Source organism: Candidatus Bathyarchaeota archaeon (assembly GCA_026014735.1).
Classification (GTDB): domain Archaea; phylum Thermoproteota; class Bathyarchaeia; order Bathyarchaeales; family Bathycorpusculaceae; genus Bathycorpusculum.
Window position 1 is genome coordinate 728,159 of sequence record JAOZHT010000001.1, and the last position, 15,449, is coordinate 743,607.

Genomic DNA, 15,449 nt, shown 5'->3' on the forward strand with positions numbered 1-15,449 from the left:
TTCACTATCAATAACGCGAAGTTAAAAAATAAAAGGGTTGAGGAACGTTGTTCGTTAATCGCCAATACTGGAGAAAACACAAGCTGTCAAATCTTAAATATGTGGCCCGCTAACTGGGTTCCATGCAGGTTGCCGATTTAATCCGCTACAACCACATCGTCCGCAAATCCTACCTCGACGCCTTTGCCAAGTTGCCCTGGAGCGAAGTCGCCGTTAACCGCGGCTTAAGCTGGGACAGCATGCGGGATGTGTTTGTGCATCTCACTTTGGTGGAGGACCGCTGGGTCAACTACATCATCCCGGGCCGCTTCGAAGAATGGGCAGACCCCGACTTTTCCAGCTTCACCTGCCTTGAGGACCTGCGCGTCTACATGAAGCGAGTGCATGCCGCCACCGACACCTATCTTCTTAAACTCTCCGCCGAGGACCTGGAGAGGAAAATCGAGGTTCCATGGGGTGAGCCACCGTACACAAAACTCCCCGTTGAAGCAGTCTTAACCCACATGGTGCTGGAGGACATGGTGCATTACGGCGAGTTATCAGCGGCGCTCTGGGGGATGGGGCAGCAAGCACCCTACAGAGCCTACTGGCGCTTTAAAACACAAGATCGCTAAGGCTTTGGGTTGTTGCGTTTGGGCTTTAGTTTCTTTATGCCGCCAAGAAGGCTGCCGGTGACGCCTGGTTTATGTTTCTCCTTTGCCTGCTCGTCTATGTTTTTTTCGTTTGCAGCCGACGGCTTCTTGTTGCCAATCAGCATGGTGCCAACCGTCGCCATGATGGCGGTGCTCACGATGACCACGACCGCTATGTCCACGAAGAGGTCCGAGTAGGGCAGATTGTACTGCGCAGGCAAAGTAGCTAGGACAGCGGCGGCTAACCCGCGGGTCAGCACAATCGTCATGATTTGTTGGTCGCCCTTCAACGCGGATTTCTGTGTGGAAACCCATACGGCGCCAAACCGCGTCACAAACAGGATAACCGAGAGCGTGATGCCCGCTAGAAGAAGACTTATGCTGGAAATCGACGCGATTATGCCTAAGAACACAAAGAAGAATGTCCGTATGAGGAAGGCGATTTCAGCTTGGAACCGCCTAAGACCCTTGCTTACGGTAAAGGGGACTTTCTCGTCTTCGTTTCGGTCCTCGTTTATCCGAAAGACCTTGAAGAGTTCCCGCTCGTTACCCAAGATTAAGCCGAACAGCAACGCAGCCAACGCGCCGCTTCCACCCATGCTTTCAGTGGCGGCGTAGCCAAGCAGAACCATGCCTAAAGTTAGCATGTAGGAGAAGGGCATATGGGCTACTTTTCGCAGGGCAAACAGCCAGGCAACCCCCATAGCTACACCGATTAGGATTCCGATTAAGAATTTCGCCGCTATCCCCCCAATGATGCCGCCGAAATCCGCGTGCCCCGTCACAATAACATCGATGAGTGAGAGAGTTATGACGATGCAGAGGATGTCGGTGATGGCGGATTCTAAAATCAATATGATGGCGCCTTTCTGGCTAATTTTAATCCTGCTGGCCAGCGAAATCACCACGACCGAGCTGCTGCCGCCCACGATGCTGCCGAAGAGTAAACCATACACCAGCGGCACGCCAAACACCACCACGGTGAAGGCGCAGACGCCCAGGAGGCTGAAGATGAAACCTAAAACCGCCAGCGTCACAGCGCGGGGGCTGTTATGCAGGACCCGTTTAATGTCAAGGCCCATGCCGCCGTCGAAGAGGATGAATGCGAGGGCTAAGGCTGCGATGTAGGGCGCGAAGTCTTTAACGGTGGTGGGGCTGAATATCCCCAGGATTGGGCCGAAGAGCACACCCAGAAAGATGAGGATGAGCATGTCGGGCAACCCGGTTTTCTTGAATAGGTAGTTGCCTAGAAAGCCAATTAACACGATTAGTGCACTGATTATTAGGGCTACTGAGACGCTGTCGACCAAGGGGCATCAACAAAGCTATGCCCCGTGTTGTTTTTAATGTTTTTCAAAGAATCAGCCCTAACTTCCTATGGCACGGCGCCAAAGCCACCCCAGGACTGAAGAGAGTTGGGGAGAAGAACTCAAAGCTGCCCTAATAACTGTAAATTAACTTTATAACTAAGATTATGGGGTTTGGTTAAAAATCAAATTGACTCTGTCAACCGATGAGGTGCAAACCTTGCGGATGCCTCTTTTTCCACGCTCATATGTCACGGTGATCAGGTTTAAGTCCTCAAGCTGGCGTACCTGCTCGCTGATGTAGGCTTCACTTAACTCAAGCCGTTTGGATATTGTGGTGACGTCTAGGTGCTCTGTGCAAAGCATCTGCATCATCCTAAAGGTTGTTGCGTTGAGGGCATCAGCAATTTTCAGGGCTTTTTCGCCGGAAGCGGAAATTTCTCTAGGCAGCAAGGTTTTAACCACCCCTCCGTAAAATCAATAGGGGATATTAATCTTTTACTATAATGCTTATCTACAAAAGAATATAATAAATCAGTTTTTCGCTTGGTTGTTTCTGTCACATGGCACCTATTGTGGTTAAAATAAACAGGATATATATGAAGAGGAAAACTGCTCCTTCCCGATGGCCGATTTGCCCGCGTGAGAGGAAGTACCAGAAGAACATGTTGGTGATTATCGAAAACAGGACTAGATTCTGGAAAATGCCTGTATTCATCTCTATGGGGGTGCCTAAAAGCCCCGGAATAAAGAGGGTTACCCCAAGGATTAAAGTGATGTTTACGAAGCTGCTGCCGATGACGTCGCCGAAGGCAAGTCCCGAGTGCCCCCGAAGCATCGCCCGTATATCCAGCGATAACTCAGGCAGGCTTGTGCCGATGGCGATGATGGTTGCGCCGATTATCTGCTGAGACAGCCCCGCGGCTTGAGCTATGCTAACAGCTGCCTCAACAAGGAAGTACGCGCTTACAACAACCCCCAGTGCCCCCGCCACGGTTAAGAGTATGTAGCGTTTCAGCCGGTTTTTATCTTCCTGGGTGACGGGGTCGGTTTCCTCTTGGGGTATGCGGACCTTGGAAAGCTGGTACATGTAGCCGATGAATATCCCGATTAGAACGAGCCCCACCAGCCAGGTTGCGGTGGTGAAGAAAATCAGGGCAACGGGTATGATGGAGGAGATGAAGAGACCGAAGTATATGCTGCTGAGTTCGGATTTGGCGAAGGATGGGATGATGTTGCAGTCGGGGGGATTGGGTTGACCCGCCTTTTTGGCTCTTCGGCGGCAGGTGAAGTAGATGATGACGCTGGCTAACCCCACCACAAGGCAGATGTTGACGATGTTGGAACCCACCACGTTTCCGATTGAGAGCGCGGCGCCGCCGGAAAAGGCTGCGGTGAACGCCACCGTTAACTCAGGCAGGGAAGTGGAGAACGCTAAAAGGCTAAAGCCCACTGCTGTTTTGCCCAGGCGGGTAACGTTTGAAACTTTTACTGCGTGATTGATGGTGACGCTGCTTGCGTAGTTGAGGACGACAAAGGAGACGCCTATGATTACTATGTTGATTATCATTTGGGTTGCAGCGTCTACCATAAGGTAAGCCTCCTCAAAACTGCCAGATTATACGCTTGCCACTAAATAAAACTATCATTGTATGGGATAAAACGTTTAGCTTACAATGTGTCGCCTCAGCCCTTGAAACAGACGTGTACTCAGAGCACAGCCAAAACAGCTATTACCGCTGAGGCAACAAACGGCAGCAGCATCAGTAAATCAACACTGAAAAACCCCGGCAGAACAAAACACAGCGATGCGCTTACCACAAAAACCAAAATCGCCAAGCTCTTTGCTCTGTTCCATGAAGGCACCGTGGCTACGCCTAAAAGGTCTTGGTAGAGGAGTTTGCGGTGGCTGAAAAAGCCGTAGCCTAGCGCCAGCAGGATTGCGCCTAAAACAATCGCCCATAACGCGTCGGAGGCAATTATCATGAAGCTGGTCATAACAAACGGCAGCGAATACAGCCAGAGCAATCCGTAGCCGATGATTAAGCCGCAGATGGTACACGCTAAAACAGCAAGGGCCACAAACAAGCCTATTTTTTTGGGGCTTTTCAGGTCAGGCTTTTGGTTTGTCATTGCTGCCCAGAGCTTGTAGGGTAAATATGCGATTAGGAAGTTGCCGACGAACCCAAACACGCTTATTGGGTTTAATCCACCTGTTGAGGCGTCATAGATGAGGTTGCCCACTGCGGTGCCCCAGGCTGCTGCCGGACCGAAGAGAAAAGAAAAAGCCATCGGAATACCCATGCCTAAACGGAGATAGTCGGCGTCTCCAGCGAAGACGTTGAAGTTCTGGAAGGGATAAATCAGGGCGGGATACAGCACCGCGGTAACTGCGAAGTAACTGATCATTTTGGGGTTTTTCCACATTGAAACTAAATCCAGCATACCCGTTGCCCAGAACAAGCAATGGCTGTGCAGCTTAAAAATTTTAATGCCCTCCGCGGGGTTGTGAAGGTTTGATGTAGGTTTAAATGTTAATTAAAAATAATACCTCATGGAGGCTAAGCGCTGTGTCATATGTGTTTAATATTCCCTATCGAAGCAACCTTAAACTCAAGGCGGTTATGGATAAAGTGAAGGATAACCGTAAACTCCAAACCTACTGGAGGTGCTCCAACGTCATGGCGATCGAGCGGATGGGCTACACCGACCACGGCCCCACCCATGTGAAGATAGTGGCTAACCTCTCGCTGATGCTTCTGCGTATCCTTGTGGAAAAGAAGCTGATTACCCCCAGCGTCGTGGAGAATTATAAACTCAAAAACGATGATGCAGAAGTGGTGGTGGTTCTCGGCTCTATACTGCATGATTTAGGCATGATTGTTCAGCGGCAAAATCACGAGCAATACAGCGCCTTTTTGGCTTTAGATATAATTGAAGACCTCCTCCAACCCAGCTACAACGAAGAGGAACGCGCCATACTCACCTCGGAGGTGCTCCACACCATCGTCACCCATGAGCAGCCGCCTAACCACCAAGCCGCCAACCGCGTCTTAACCAAGGAAGCAGGCATAGTCGGCATCGCAGACGCCTTAGACATGGAGTCTGGACGAGCACGCATTCCCTTCCAAGCCGGCAAAATCGACATTCACGCCGTTTCGGCGTTAAGCATAGAGAAGGTGGAGGTTGAAACATCCGAGTCGGGTCCCAAACCCATAACAATAAAAATCAAGATGTCTAATTCTGCTGGTGTCTTCCAAATCGACGAGCTCCTAAAGCCCCGTATAGTTAATTCTGGGCTGGAGCAGTTTTTCCATGTGATTGCTGAAATCACCGGCGAGAAGGAGACGCGTATTATCGAGAAATTCGAGATTTAGAGCCTTGGAGGCGCATTGGTGAATTATCAGTATGATGTTGTAGTTGTCGGCGGCGGCATCTCAGGGTTATATGCTGCCTACACCGCTGCACAGGGCGGCTTGCGGGTTGCCGTAGTAAGCAAGGTACACGTCGCCCGTTCGCATTCGGTGGCGGCGCAGGGAGGCATAGCAGCGAGCCTTGGCAACGAGGAAATGGACCGCTGGGAATGGCACTTCTATGACACCGTAAAAGGCAGCGATTTCCTAGCCGACCAAGACGCCGCTGAAGTCCTCGCAAAAGAAGCGCCCGCGGCGGTTTATGCGCTTGAGCATCTGGGTGTGCCCTTTAGCCGTGACGGCGCAGGCAAAATCGATCAGCGCCGCTTCGGCGGACACACCAAAAACTTCGGCGAAGCCCCCATCCAGCGTGCCTGCTACGTTTCCGACCGCACTGGCAGAGCCATCATGGATACCCTCTACGACCACTGCCTCCAAGCCAACGTCGTCTTCCACAACGAAGTCTACATTCACCAGCTGCTCTTTTCCCCTGACAGCTGCTGCGGCGCCGCCGGCTACGACCTGCAAACCACCACAACCCAGGTGTTCCATGCTAAGGCCGTTGTGTTGGCGACGGGCGGCTGCGGAAAAATCTACCAAACCACCAGCAACGGCTTCGCATCCACCGGCGACGGCTTGGCTTTGGCGCTTGATGCGCATGTGCCGCTCCAGGATATGGAGTTTATGCAGTTTCACCCCACCGGCATCTATGGCTTAGGCATCCTGATCAGTGAGGCAGCAAGGGCGGAAGGCGGGGTACTCCGCAATAGGCTGGGCGAGCGCTTCATGGAGCGGTATGCGCCGACGCTTCTGGATTTGGCTCCCCGAGACATCGTTTCACGCGCCATTCTCTGTGAAGTCGCTGAGGGCAGAGGCATAGACGGCAAAGACTACGTGTATTTGGATCTGCGGGGTATAGGCAAAGAACGCCTATCCCTTAAGTTGCCTGAAATACTCAGTTTCGTAAAAACCTATTTAGGCATTGACGCCGCTGAGGCTCCGATACCGGTTGCGCCGACCTGCCATTACATGATGGGCGGCATCCCAACTGACACATATGGGCATGTGCTGATGGATAGTTCAGGCAAAATCCTGCCGAGCCTTTATGCAGTGGGCGAATGCGGCTGCGTAAGCGTGCATGGCGCTAACCGGTTAGGCTGCAACTCACTCATCGACCTAGTTGTGTTCGGTAACCGGGCGGGGCAGGCGCTCATAGAGGACCTTAAAGGCAAAGCGTTTGCGCCGCTTCCCTATCAGGCAGAAAATGTTGTGGCTGACCGAATCAGCGGTCTTCTTGATGCCCAGGGTTTTGAGCGGGTTTCGATCCTTCGGGAAAGCATGCAGAAACTCATGACTGCAAACGTTAGCGTTTTTAGGGACAAACAAGGCCTCATAGCGGCGCTAAAGAAGATTCGCCAGCTAAAGAAGCGCAGTTTACACGTTGGCTTAACCGATAAGGGCACCGTTTTTAACTACGAGCTAGCAGAGGCTTTAGAGTTCAGTAACATGCTGAGGGTTGCCGAATGCATCGTTGCCTGCGCGATTTCCCGCACCGAAAGCCGCGGAGCACATTTCCGAAGCGACTACCCCAAACGCAACGACAATGAATGGCTCATGCATACCCTAATCGGCGAAACCGCCTCGGGGCTCATGGTAAACTACAAGCCCGTTTCCATCACGCAGTTTACGCCCCAACCCAGGAGGTACTAAAGTGGAAATAACCCTTAAAATCCGCCGCTTCAACCCCCAAACCGACAGCCACCCCCACTACGACAGCTTCCAAATATCGGCGGAGCCCACTGAGCGGCTGCTGGATTGCCTAAACCGCATCCGCCAAACCCAAGATAGCACCCTGGCGTTTCGCATGTCCTGTGCCCATGGCGTCTGCGGCAGCGACGGCTTAACCGTTAACGGGCAAGCGGTGCTGGCATGCCAAAAACTCGTCAGGGACTTCGATTACAGCAAAGAAATCCTCATCGAGCCGCTGCGTTACTTTGAGGTTGTTAAGGATTTAGTGGTTGACCTTGACCCCTTCTTTGAACGCATCAAATCCATCGCGCCTACTCCGCTACATGGCTCCGAGCCCATTTTCCCCGCCGCTGAGAGGCTCCAAAGCGTCGAGGAACGCAGCCGATACGACGATGCCCTCAAATGTATCCTCTGCGGCTGCTGCTACAGCGCCTGTCCCGTGCTGACTGAGCAGGATGAGGAGTTTTTGGGTCCGGCGGCTGTGCTGCGAGCGCAACGCTACATCTACGACACACGCACCGCCGACGCCTCGGAGCGCTTGGCGATACTGCAGAGGCCTCATGGCATTTGGGGCTGCAAAAGCTACTATATGTGCACGCTTGTTTGTCCAAAGAACATTAAAGTAACTGCCTCCATAGTTAGAACCAAAAAGAAAATAATAGCTAACAAACAAGCCAGTGAGACGAAAGAGCCATGAGTACACGCAGAGAAATCGACCCCTTAGGCGAGCGGTATATCCCCAAAGACGCCTACTACGGAATACAGACGCTTCGGGCAACAGAGAATTTCCCCGTCAGCGGCGTCAAAGCACCCCTCCAAATCATCAAAGCCTATGTTCTCATAAAGAAAGCTGCTGCCACAGCCAACATGCAGGTAGGCTGGCTGGATAAGAAAATCGGCGGCGCAATCGTGGCGGCCTGCGACGAGGTTCTTGAAGGCAAACTCATCGACCAATTCGTCATCGACGTGTTCCAGGCGGGCGCAGGCACCAGCTTCAACATGAACACAAACGAAGTCCTAGCCAACCGTGCCTTGGAAATTTTGGGCAAGCCGCGGGGCGACTACAAAAGCGTAAGCCCCAACGACCACGTGAACATGGCGCAGTCAACCAACGACACCTACCCCACCGCCCTGCATGTTTCAGTGCTTCTTGCACTTCAGCCGCTGCTCTCCGCACTCGACGAGCTTTCAGACGCCTTTTTTGAGCTGGGCGAAAAATACGCTCATGTCCTCAAATCGGGCAGGACACACCTTCAGGATGCCGTTCCGGTTACGGTTGGGCAGGAGTTTAGCGCTTACGGCGCAAGCATTCATCACGCCGCCGCTGAACTACGCAAGAGGCAAGAAAATCTCTATGCGGTTGCTTTGGGCGCTACGGCAACGGGGACGGGAGCTAACAGCCACCCTGACTATGAGGAGCTTGCAGTAGCGGAGCTAGCGAAGCTTTCGGGTTTTCCTCTGCATCTGGCATGCAACAGCTTTGAGGCGCTGCAGAGCCATCGGAGGGCACAGACGGTTTCCAGCGGATTAAAAGAGCTTGCGCTCGAGCTTATCCGCATCGCTAATGATTTGCGGCTGCTTGCCTCTGGCCCCACAACGGGGCTGGCTGAAATCGTGTTGCCGCCCGTGCAGCCCGGCTCGTCGATTATGCCCGGCAAAGTTAACCCCGTTATGGCGGAATGCCTCGACATGGTCGCTTACCAGGTGGTCGGCTGCGACGCCGCGGTGGGTTTAGCAGTGCAGGCTGGGCAACTGGACCTAAACGTGATGACGCCCGCCATAGCTTACAACATGCTCTTCTCAATCCAAATCCTGAGCAATTACCTGCCTGTCTTCACCGAGAAATGCGTCAAGGGCATAACGGTGGATGAGAAACGCTGCGAAATGTATCTGGAGAAGAATCCGTCTCTTGCGACGCTTCTGGCGCCTAAAATCGGGTATCTGGAAGCCGCCAAAGTCGCCAAGCAGGCGCAGGCAGAGAACCGCACCGTCAAGGAGGTCGCGCTTGAAAGGGGCTTGCTTAGCAGGGAGGAGCTGGAGAGGATTTTCAGCCGCAGAAACCTCCTAAACGAGCCCTAGGCTACTGTGCCTATTTCTTTTTTGTTCTGTTTGAGTACAAGCAGCCACAACCAGAAAGCAGATGCCGCCGCAGCCCAAACAGAAAAGCTGCCGCCCACAAACCCCGCAGGTAGTTGTTGTGTAAAGGCAGATTGCCACAGCAACAACTATAGAAAAAGAACCGTCAATCCCGATTTCACCCTATATTTTTTGTCGCGTCCTTTCCTATGGGTTTAAAGGACAGTTGTTCTTTGATAATTTTGGCGAATGCTCTGTGAAATTGGCGTTTTGGCTTCTTGACATCAACCCCAAGGTGGACAAGGATGCAGTGGAGCTTTGGCTTTGGGGCATCACCGACTCAGGCGAGCGCATATTGGTAGTTGAACGCAACTTTTCTGCCTACTTCTACGCGGTCGTCGCCGAGAACGCGGATGCCCAGCGGGCGGCGGATGAGATCATGCGAATCCAAGGCGAGGCAGTTGCCAAAACCGAGGTGGTCAACCGCCGCTTCTTCGGCAAACCCGTGGAGGCCATAAAAGTCAGCCTCAAAGACGCCACCGCAGCAGGCAAAATCGCTAGGCAGCTCCGCCAAATCGAGGGAGTAGCAGACTGCCTTGAAGATGACATACGCGCCGCCATGCGTTACCTCATCGACTGCAATGTGGTGCCCTGCAGCTGGGTCGAACTCGACGCCTCCCAAGCAGAGAACACCTGCGGCGCTCGGGTTTCCAAGGTTTATGTTGCCCATTCGCTGCCCCGCCAACTCGACCGAGCCGATGTGCCGCCCCTTCGGGTTCTGGGTTTTAGCTTGATCTGCTACAGCCGCGAGGGCTCCCCAAGACCCGACCGCAACCCCATCCTTTTGCTCTCCACAGATGCAGGCAACGGCGAAACCCGCCAGTTCATCGTGGGTGAGGACCGAAACGACCGGCCAGTCCTCGAAGAATTCATCGGGTACATCGCCGGCTTTGACCCCGACGTCATCGCCAGCTACGGCGGCAACGCCGTGGATTGGGCCTATCTGCGGGGCAGAGCCAAAAAACATGGCTTAAAACTCAGCTTTGACCGCGCCGGCGTCGAACCCCACAGTAGCCTCTACGGGCACGTCTCCACGACGGGTGTAGTGAATGTGGATTTAGCGGATTTCATGGATGTTTTTCCCCAAGTTAAGGTTAAGACGCTCTACAACCTAGCTGACCACTTAGGCGTACTCAAAGACAGCGGCGCTTTGGTGGAGGATGTGGAGTACGCTGATTACTGGGATAGCCCAGCAAGCCGAGGCGATTTGGTAAGGTTTGGGCTGGATAACGCACGCAAAGTCGCCGCTTTGGCGGGGCTGCTTTTGGGCTTTGCTATGCAGCTCTCAAACCTGACCAGTCTGCCGCTGGATCATGTGATGACGGCGGCGCCGGGTTTCCGCATAGAATGGTACCTCATAGGGCGCGCCCAGAAAATTGGCGAGTTGGTTCCCAAGAGGCTTGAGCAGCCATATGTGCCCTACACCGGCGGCCTGGTGCTTTCGCCCAAACCTGGCTTGCACGAGAACATCGCGGTTTTAGACTTCAAATCCATGTACCCCAACATCATGATAACCTACAACCTTTCCCCCGACACCTACATCGCCCCCGAGCAGCCTGAGCCGCCGGAGGATGTCTATGTGGCTCCTGAAGTGGGATACCGCTTCCGCCGCTCACCGCCCGGATTCTACAAGGAAGCCCTCAGCCACCTCATCATGGTCCGAGGCGAGATACGGCAGAGAATGCGCCAGCTCAATGGGCAAACAGTGGAGTACCGCATTTTGGATGCACGCCAGAAAGCCGTTAAAATCATCACAAACGCAGCCTACGGCTATGCGGGGTGGGTGGGGGCACGCTGGTACATTAAGCCGGTAGCGGAGGCCGCGTCGGCTTGGGGCAGGCACATTGTTTTGGCTGCTTCGCAGATGGCAAAGCAGGCGGGTTTGGAGGTGGTGTACGGTGACACAGACAGCTTATTTGTCAGCTACGATCAGGCTAAGGCTATGCAGCTACGAGCAGACATTGAGCATCAGCAGAAGCTGGAAGTGGAAATCGGCGAGGTTTACCAGCGTATATTCTTCACTGAAGCCAAAAAACGCTATGCGGGTCTGCGCAGGGACGGCAGCCTAGACATCGTGGGTTTGGAGGTTATCCGCGGGGACTGGGCGGAAGTCGCAAAAACCGTGCAGGAGCATGTGCTTGAAATCATCCTGCGCGAGCAGTCACCCTCCAAAGCGGCGCAGTACGTGCGAGACGTCGTTGCTGATTTGCGCAAAAGAAAAGTGCCCCTCCATGACCTGATTATCTGGAAAACCCTCACCAAGCCCCCCGAGCAGTACGCCATAAAAGCGCCCCATGTGGAAGCGGCAAAGATGCTAAAGCAGCAGGGCTGGCGGCTAACGGGCGGCGACAAAGTCGGCTACGTGGTTCTGTCGGGGAAGGGGCGCCTCTACAGCCGCGTGAAACCCTACGTGTTCGCTAAACCCGCCGAAGTCGACGTCGAATATTATGTGACTCATCAGGTGCTTCCTGCGGCAACAAGGATTCTGGGTATGTTTAATGTGACAGAAAAGGAATTGCTCAAAAAAGAAGCAAAAGAAAGTGAAGAAATCCGCAGCCTAATGGATTATGTTTAGGCAGACGGCATAAAGCTCTGGAAGGTAACCAGTTCCACGTTGAGTGCGGGTTTAACGGCTTCGCTTATGCGTTGGGCCACGATGCGCTTGATGTTTTTGTCGCCTGCGATGTCAACTATGCGCTGTGTAATGATGCCGTCGAATACCACGGTGTCCACGCCGCCGACCTGCTGAAGCTTCTCGGCAAGCTGACTGACTGGCAACCGCTCGATAAGCTCAAGTTTATCGTTTAGCAGAACCGCTTCAAGGGTGCCGACGAGGGCTTTAGCCGCTTGGACTATTGTATCTGGAACTTCAACCTTGGGGCGCTCGGGCACAACTGGTTTTTTGGGTACAGGCGCCGGTGCAGGTTGGGGCGCTGGTTGCTGCTGTTGAGGTCTACCCCCGCCTTCTTTAAGTTCTGAGACGGGCACGCGTCCCTCAAGAGCCTCAGTGATTTCTTTGCAGTTGCATTCCTCGATTTCTTTGCCCCTTGGTGCGCGGCCGATGAATTTGACGTTGGTGACCTGCAGAAGCTCTTTCTGGATTAGGTCGCCGCCTCGGTCGCCGTCAAGCAGGGCGGTTGCGTTGCGTTCTTTGGTGATTTTGCGGATTGAATCAGGCACCTTGGCGCCTTCCAGCGCGACGGTGTTGAATATGCCGCAGCGCATCAAGTTGATGACGTCTGCTCTGCCCTCGACCACGATGATGTCTTTGGAGCCTTCAAGTCCGGGTCCCGCTGGGAGATCTTCGGGGCCGTATTTCTCGACTTTACCGACCTTCATGGTGTCGCTGATTTCCTTGTAGACCTCATCTACGCTGGGCATGGATTCGATGTTCCATCGGTGCAGGATTTCTTTGGCTCTGTCGATGATGATTTTTCGGCGGGCTTCACGGATGTCTTCTATTCTTTCAAGTGTGACTCTGGCGCCGCAGGGGCCGACGCGGTTTATGCTCTCGACGCTTGCCGCGATTAGCGCGGTTGAGACTCGATCGAGGCTGGTGGGGATGGTTATGGCGCCGTTGGTGCGGTCGTTTTTAGAATGCAGATCGATTTCTATTCTGCCGATTCGACCGGTTTTTTGCAGTTCTCGCAGGTCCAGTTCGGGACCAAAAAGTCCCTCTGTTTGCCCAAAAACTGCGCCTATAACATCGGGTTTTTCAACGACTCCTTCAATTTCAAATTTAGCGTGTACAACGTACTTTATAGTAAAGGTTTGGGATGCTCCCGTAAGTGTGCAACTCCTATTGTAAGTTTATTTTTTTGGTTATTTTGTAATCGCATAATGCGAGTGTTCTCGCAATGATGAGATTAAATTTTATTCTAATCATAAATTAGGGGACATGCCATCTAATAATACTTGTGGTGCCCTGATACAGTACCTCACTGCAAAGCCGACACCATGATCGCGGAAGACCCATGAGCCTGCCCAAGCTTTGTTAACAGAAGAGTTTGGCAAAGCAGCCGTAACGGCGGCGGTAAACATGAAACCTTACAGGAAGAGAGGGAAGAGAGAGCAGCCGCACACCAAAACCTCCACTTTGCCAAACAGCGCGGTTCACGCATAATCTATACCGTTCCGGAAAAAAATAAAAGGGTATGTGACTGCAGCTGCGAAGTCACAGAGAATTCGAGCAGAACACTCCACGCTCCCGCATTTAGCCCTGAAAGCGAGCAGTTGAACCTGCAACCTTCAATGAACAGCCTTTTAAGCAAGAAAAAACTATTGTACACAAATCCGATTAATTGAGGCATACATTTGGGCAAGAAAAAAGTGTTAAATGAAGGCGCAATCAGCGAGATGGTTTTTCCCTCACAGGGCGAAATTCTCGGCGTAGTGACAAAGCTGCTTGGATTCGACCGCATCATGGTGAAATGCCAAGACGGCGCAGAACGCCTCTGCCGTATCCGCGGAAAAATGAAGCGGCGCGTCTGGATACGCGAAGGCGACATCGTAATTGTGTCTCCATGGGACTTCCAAACTGACACGCGAGGAGACGTTGTGTGGCGCTATACACATGCACAGGCAGAGAACCTGCGTAGAAAGGGGCTCTTAACCCTCTAACAAGCCGTTTTTCTATCGGCGGCAGTGGCTTGCCCCCTACATTAAGCCACATCTTTTTATTCTAAAAAAGCCGATACAAGTACCAGAGTGCACCCTAAATGGCCAAACCCCGCTTAGCTGTCTTTAACACTCAGCCCCCCCACCTCTACTTTGGAGGTGTCGAGCGGCGCATAATGGAAACAGCCAAGCGGCTTCAAAGTAGCGCTGAAATCACCGTTTACTGCGGCACCAAAGCAGGCTTTAGGCAACCCACAGTCGTTGACGGCGCAAGGCTGACTCCGATTCATTCAACCGACCGGGCATTCCCCATCGATAACTGGTTTTTCAACCGCAGCCTCACCAAAAAAGCCCGTGAAATCCAAGCTGACGTCTATGAAGCCCACGCCGTCAGCGGCTACTGTTTCGCCAGAAAACTTGTGCAGTTAGGCATCCAAAAGCCCTTCATCCACACTGTGCACGGAGTACTCGCCGACGAGTATGAGCAGGCAAAACTGGCCGGGTATCCCACGCTTAAAGCCCACGTGGCCAACCGCTTCATGGCTTATCTTGCCAAGCTGGAAAAGCAAACCGCCCACCAAGCCACCACAATAGTGACTATTAGCCGCTATTCACTAAAAAAACTAGAAAGCTGCTATGGTATCGACGCAGGCAAAGTTCGGATTGTCCCCAACGGAGTGGACCTGAAACGCTTCAAGCCGGCGGCGGATAAGGCAGCGGCGAGGCGGCAGTTCGGTTTAGGCGATGACCCCTGTGTGCTGTTTGTAGGCAGCTTGATTGCACGCAAAGGCTTACCGTATCTTGTTGAGGCAGCAAAACAAGTAGTCAAAGAGCGTGCAGACACAAAATTTTTAATCGTTGGAGAAGGGCCTCTTCGTCTACAGCTCGACGCATCCATAAAAGACGCAGGCTTAACCCGTAGCTTCCGTTTTCTGGGAAACCTAAACGAGGAAACGTTGGCTGCGGTGTACGGGTGCGCCGACGTCTTTGTTTTGCCTTCTATTCAGGAGGGACAGGGAATTGTTCTGCTGGAGGCGCAGGCATGTGGCGTGCCCGTGGTGGCCTTCGGAGTCGGCGGAGTTAACGAGGCAGTACATGGCGGGGAAACGGCTTTGTTGGCTGAAGTTGGCGATTGTGGCGAGTTGGCGGATTTTTTGCTTAGGCTGCTCTGCGATGGGGATTTGCGCGATAAGATGGGGGCTGCGGGGAGAAAGCTTGTTTGTGAGCATTTCAGCTGGGATTTATGTGCCCAAGGGATGCTGGATGTTTACCGTGATTGTGGATTGTAGATTTTGCTGGCAAGTTCATAAAGGATATACTTACAACGGGCAATTATTCTTCGAGGGACATGGGTGGGGTTATCGTTTAAGGGGTATCTTCTCTTTGCGGGTTTAGCGCTGCTGTTCCTGGGCGGCTACGTTGCGTTCTCAGCAAGCAATATGCCAACCCATTTTGACGCGCCCCCAAACCTGACAAACCCCGCTGTTGCTCTTTTAGCAGGCTCATTAACCGCGGTCGTGGGGGCTTTTGCTGCTGTTCATATCCTGCACTTCGATTCTAAGAAAAAACCCCTATAGCTACTATTAGGCGCTTAT

General features: G+C 52.9%; 14 protein-coding genes. 9 read left to right on the top strand and 5 right to left on the bottom strand.

The genetic code is table 11. The annotated features are described in order from the left end of the window. Positions 1–122: 122 nt before the first annotated feature. On the top strand, positions 123–614 hold the full coding sequence (locus NWE93_03725) for a DinB family protein (protein ID MCW3999329.1): 492 nt from the start codon (positions 123–125) through the stop codon (positions 612–614). Here NWE93_03725 and NWE93_03730 read toward each other — a convergent pair. The 4 genes from NWE93_03730 to NWE93_03745 form a co-directional block, all read right to left on the bottom strand. Beyond that, positions 611–1,942 (bottom strand): cation:proton antiporter, encoded by a 1,332-nt coding sequence (locus NWE93_03730; GenBank protein MCW3999330.1) that lies wholly within the window; start codon positions 1,940–1,942, stop codon positions 611–613. The two genes, NWE93_03725 and NWE93_03730, sit on opposite strands and share 4 nt — an antisense overlap. A gap of 162 nt (positions 1,943–2,104) precedes the next feature. Further along, the gene (locus NWE93_03735; protein MCW3999331.1) at positions 2,105–2,392 is read right to left on the bottom strand and encodes an ArsR family transcriptional regulator; all 288 of its coding nucleotides are present in this window, start codon (positions 2,390–2,392) and stop codon (positions 2,105–2,107) included. A gap of 106 nt (positions 2,393–2,498) precedes the next feature. Next, on the bottom strand, positions 2,499–3,530 hold the full coding sequence (locus NWE93_03740; GenBank protein MCW3999332.1) for a hypothetical protein: 1,032 nt from the start codon (positions 3,528–3,530) through the stop codon (positions 2,499–2,501). Positions 3,531–3,649: 119 nt separating this feature from the next. Continuing rightward, a complete protein-coding gene (locus tag NWE93_03745; GenBank protein ID MCW3999333.1) occupies positions 3,650–4,384 on the bottom strand; it encodes a QueT transporter family protein in 735 nt (244 codons plus the stop codon). A gap of 125 nt (positions 4,385–4,509) precedes the next feature. Between NWE93_03745 and NWE93_03750 the strand changes: the two genes are divergently transcribed. The 5 genes from NWE93_03750 (at position 4,510) to NWE93_03770 (ending at position 11,812) form a co-directional block, all read left to right on the top strand. Further along, entirely contained in the window at positions 4,510–5,316 is an 807-nt protein-coding gene (locus NWE93_03750) for an HD domain-containing protein (GenBank protein ID MCW3999334.1), read from the top strand. Positions 5,317–5,334: 18 nt separating this feature from the next. Continuing rightward, positions 5,335–7,062: a succinate dehydrogenase flavoprotein subunit gene (gene sdhA, locus NWE93_03755; protein MCW3999335.1), complete on the top strand. Its 1,728-nt coding sequence runs from the start codon at positions 5,335–5,337 to the stop codon at positions 7,060–7,062. Position 7,063: 1 nt separating this feature from the next. Further along, the gene (sdhB, locus tag NWE93_03760) at positions 7,064–7,798 is read left to right on the top strand and encodes a succinate dehydrogenase iron-sulfur subunit (protein MCW3999336.1); all 735 of its coding nucleotides are present in this window, start codon (positions 7,064–7,066) and stop codon (positions 7,796–7,798) included. After that, the gene (locus tag NWE93_03765) at positions 7,795–9,180 is read left to right on the top strand and encodes an aspartate ammonia-lyase (GenBank protein MCW3999337.1); all 1,386 of its coding nucleotides are present in this window, start codon (positions 7,795–7,797) and stop codon (positions 9,178–9,180) included. Before sdhB ends, NWE93_03765 begins: the two co-directional genes overlap by 4 nt. Positions 9,181–9,433: 253 nt before the next feature. Continuing rightward, a complete protein-coding gene (locus tag NWE93_03770; GenBank protein ID MCW3999338.1) occupies positions 9,434–11,812 on the top strand; it encodes a DNA polymerase II in 2,379 nt (792 codons plus the stop codon). Here the strand turns inward: NWE93_03770 and dnaG are convergent. Continuing rightward, positions 11,809–12,999 carry a DNA primase DnaG gene (gene dnaG / locus NWE93_03775; protein ID MCW3999339.1) on the bottom strand — a complete coding sequence of 397 codons (1,191 nt, stop codon included), beginning with the start codon at positions 12,997–12,999 and terminating at the stop codon, positions 11,809–11,811. The genes NWE93_03770 and dnaG overlap by 4 nt on opposite strands. 552 nt (positions 13,000–13,551) lie before the next feature. Here dnaG and eif1A point away from each other — a divergent pair. The 3 genes from eif1A to NWE93_03790 all read left to right on the top strand — a co-directional run bounded on the left by eif1A (position 13,552) and on the right by NWE93_03790 (position 15,431). Then, entirely contained in the window at positions 13,552–13,857 is a 306-nt protein-coding gene (gene eif1A, locus NWE93_03780) for a translation initiation factor eIF-1A (protein MCW3999340.1), read from the top strand. A 98-nt stretch (positions 13,858–13,955) separates the two neighbouring features. Then, positions 13,956–15,143, top strand: coding sequence for a glycosyltransferase family 4 protein (locus NWE93_03785; GenBank protein ID MCW3999341.1), 1,188 nt, complete (start codon positions 13,956–13,958; stop codon positions 15,141–15,143). 63 nt (positions 15,144–15,206) lie between these two features. Next, positions 15,207–15,431 carry a hypothetical protein gene (locus NWE93_03790; GenBank protein ID MCW3999342.1) on the top strand — a complete coding sequence of 75 codons (225 nt, stop codon included), beginning with the start codon at positions 15,207–15,209 and terminating at the stop codon, positions 15,429–15,431. Positions 15,432–15,449 lie beyond the last annotated feature (18 nt).

What these genes read in the sequence shown, in the direction of transcription:
- NWE93_03785 (MCW3999341.1), top strand. Translation starts at nt 13,956, where the DNA reads ATGGCCAAACCCCGCTTAGCTGTCTTTAACACTCAGCCCCCCCACCTC.
- NWE93_03765 (MCW3999337.1), top strand. Translation starts at nt 7,795, where the DNA reads ATGAGTACACGCAGAGAAATCGACCCCTTAGGCGAGCGGTATATCCCC.
- NWE93_03745 (MCW3999333.1), bottom strand. Translation starts at nt 4,384, where the DNA reads ATGCTGGATTTAGTTTCAATGTGGAAAAACCCCAAAATGATCAGTTAC.
- NWE93_03725 (MCW3999329.1), top strand. Translation starts at nt 123, where the DNA reads ATGCAGGTTGCCGATTTAATCCGCTACAACCACATCGTCCGCAAATCC.
- NWE93_03740 (MCW3999332.1), bottom strand. Translation starts at nt 3,530, where the DNA reads ATGGTAGACGCTGCAACCCAAATGATAATCAACATAGTAATCATAGGC.